The sequence below is a fragment of the Clostridium sartagoforme AAU1 genome (genome assembly GCF_000401215.1).
GTDB lineage: Bacteria > Bacillota > Clostridia > Clostridiales > Clostridiaceae > Clostridium > Clostridium sartagoforme.
In genome coordinates this window covers 1-3,293 of sequence record NZ_ASRV01000140.1, presented here as the reverse complement: position 1 = coordinate 3,293, position 3,293 = coordinate 1, and the positions used below count along the sequence as shown (strand labels likewise).

Sequence of the window (3,293 nt, the reverse complement as noted above, 5' to 3'; positions counted from 1 at the left end):
AGTTATTATTATTATTTATTTAGTTAGTTAGTAGACTATATATATATANAATAATATATTATTATTNTNTNTNTATATTATTTATTTTATTATTATTTATTTTCATATGTCCACTTTTTATATTTATTTCAGGATATCTATCAAAGAATTTTTATAAAATGAAAAGAAAATCTATCAAAAATTTATTGATACCTTATGTAATTTTTAATATGATTTGGTACTTAGCTGTTTATATAGGTACTAAGAAAAATATGTTTTCTTTAATATATCCAGGATGGACACTGTGGTATTTATTAAGCTTATTTTTTGGAGAGTTTCTTTAAAGTATTTGCTTAAAATAAGATATATTTTAGGCGTCAGCTTTATTATAGGAATTTTTGTTGGATTAATTCCTAGTATAGGAAGTATTTTGTCTATATCAAGAACCATTGTATTTTTGCCATTTTTTTTACTTGGTTATTATGCTAAAGAAGAACATTTAAATAAGATAAAAACTTTTAATAATAAACTATCCATAATTATATTAATGTTATTTTTATTATTTGCAGTATTTATAGTTGAGAATAAATTTGTAGATTATAAATTTTTATATAATTCCTATTCATATAATGCATTGGGATTATCTTTAATAAAAGGAACTATATTTAGAGTATTATTATACATTTCAGCAATTGTGTTTAGTATTTGTGTTATAAGTTTAGTTCCTAGTAAAGAAAAGTTTTTCTCAAAAATAGGTAAAGCAACTATGAACATATATATTTTTCATATTTATTTAGTTGTGTTAGTTTATTTCTTCATACCAAGATGGAATATTAGTATAATACAAAATATATTAATTATAATAAGCCCGTTTATAATAATATTTATTTTGTCTAGAAATAAAATAAACAAAGTATATGAAGGAATATTTTATCCAGTAAATATAAGCATAAATACAGGAAAAAATCTATAAATAAATATAAAAATATTAACAAAAAAACTCATTAAATTTTATAATGAGTTTCTTTTGTTTATAATAGTGCAAATAAAATATTTACAAATGGAAACATATATAATATACTAATGTATATACACTAGTATGGAGAGGGGATTTTTTATATGGAAAGCAGAGAAAGAGTAAGAAAAATGGTTTTTGCAGCAGTATTAACAGCAATTGCAATTATAATTCCAACACAATTTGGATTTTTAAAGATAGTTATAGGACCTTTTACAGCAACTATAGCCTCACATGTTCCAATGTTTTTAGCGATGCTAATATCACCATCTGTGGCTATATTCGTAGGAGTAGGTTCTGCACTTGGATTCTTTATAACAACTCCATTAGTTGTTGCAGCTAGGGCGTCTATGCATATAATAGTTGGATATATAGGAGCAAAAATAGTTACAAAGGATAAAAACTTTAAGAAGGCAATAGCTATAACAGCACCTATTCATGGAATTTTAGAAGGACTTATAGTTATACCATTTGGTTTTTCAGTTTATCAATTTATAGTTGTAGTAGCTGTAGGAACTATTTTACATCATTTTGTTGATGGAACTATTTCATACGCACTAGCTAAAGCATTATCAAAAGCAAGAAGAAAAGATATATACGAAGTATTTTCTAGTGAAGCAGCATAAGATTTTGTAAGTCAAAGTAATTAGAAATGAAAGAATTATAAAGAAAAATTTTTAAGAGATTTTTAAATAAAATATATTTTCGGGGCTGTCGCACTAAATAATTAGTGTGAAGCTCCTTTTTGATGAAAAAAATAAATCCCAGACTTTAAAAGTCTAGGACTTATGGTAAAATATTTTTCATGCCTATAAAAAAAATCTTACGAAAAAATTATACTTTAAATCAAAAGGTTTATCAACTAAAACTTCCTTTTGATATTGATTGCATAATTCCAAGTAATGATTCTGTGCGATTACTAAGCCAGTTTGTAGAGGAGATGGATTTGACTGAGCTATATTCTACTTATTTTAGAATAAGAGAAAATCAAGTATCGCCCATGAAAATGCTGAAAATTATGCTATACGCTTATATGAATGGAATTTATTCTTCACGTGATATTGAGCTAGCTTGCCGTAGAGATATAAATTTTATGTTTTTACTAGAAGGGGCTTCCGCTCCGGATCACTCAACATTTGCAAGGTTTAGAAGTTTACATTTCGCCCCATGTTCTGAAAAGATTTTAGCTGAAATGACTAATTTTCTTTATAAAATAGGAGAAGTATCAGGTAACAACATATTTATTGATGGTACTAAAATAGAAGCTTGTGCAAATAAATATACTTTTGTTTGGAAAAAAGCTGTTACAAAAAACATGGCAAAGTTATTAATTAAATTAGCCGACCTTGTAAAAGAATCTGAAGAACTTTATGGAATTAAATTAATTTATAAAGATAAAGTAGAAATTAAACATGTGAAGAAGCTAAGAAAAAAGCTTTATGAGTTGAAGAGATCAGAAGGTATAGAATTCGTCCACGGATGTGGTAAAAGAAAAACTACACTACAAAAGTCTATAGAAAAACTTGAAGAGTATCTTTCAAAATTTAAAGAATATAATCAGAAAGTGTACACTTGCGGTGATAGAAATAGCTATTCAAAAACAGATACTGATGCTACATTTATGAGAATGAAGGAAGATGCTATGAAAAATGGACAACTTAAACCTGCTTATAATGTACAACATGGAGTAGATTCAGAATACATTACTTGGCTTACGGTAGGGCCTCAGCCCACAGACACAACGACTCTAATACCATTTTTAAAAACTATGGAGGAACATTTAAATTTTAAATACTTAAAAATTGTTGCTGATGCTGGATATGAAAGTGAAGAAAATTATTCTTTTATTGAAGATAATAATCAAATAGCATTTATTAAACCTGCTAACTACGAATTATCAAAAACGAGAAAATATAAAAATGATATTGGTAAAATAGAAAATATGGATTATAATCCTGAAAATGATATTTTCATATGTCAGAATGGTAAAAAGTTAAAAATGGAAGGCGTAAAATTAAGAAAATCAAAAACAGGATATGAAAGTGAAAAAACAATTTATACATGTGAAGATTGTAGTGATTGTAAATATAAAAGCAAATGCATTAAAGGAAATAATTGCAAAACACCTTTAGAAGAAAGAACTAAAAAATTTGAAACCTCAAAAAAATTTAATCGTCAAAGAAAAGAAGACTTAGAGAGAATAATTAGTGATGAAGGTTGCTTGCTAAGAATGAATAGGAGTATTCAAGCAGAAGGTTCCTTTGCGCAAGTTAAACAAGATATGAATTTTAGAAGGTTC

The 3,293-nt window shown here is 26.2% G+C and carries 3 protein-coding genes; all 3 read left to right on the top strand.

Annotation, left to right across the window (positions count from 1 at the left end):
- The first annotated feature begins 283 nt into the window (after positions 1-283).
- Positions 284-952 carry an acyltransferase family protein gene (locus A500_RS11210; RefSeq protein WP_016207702.1) on the top strand — a complete coding sequence of 223 codons (669 nt, stop codon included), beginning with the start codon at positions 284-286 and terminating at the stop codon, positions 950-952.
- Positions 953-1,098: 146 nt separating this feature from the next.
- Positions 1,099-1,620, top strand: a complete 522-nt coding sequence (locus tag A500_RS11205; protein WP_016207701.1) for a hypothetical protein — start codon at positions 1,099-1,101, stop codon at positions 1,618-1,620.
- A 179-nt stretch (positions 1,621-1,799) separates the two neighbouring features.
- Positions 1,800-3,293, top strand: a 1,494-nt coding sequence (locus A500_RS11200) for an IS1182 family transposase (protein ID WP_040436787.1), incomplete at its 3' end; no start/stop codon positions are given.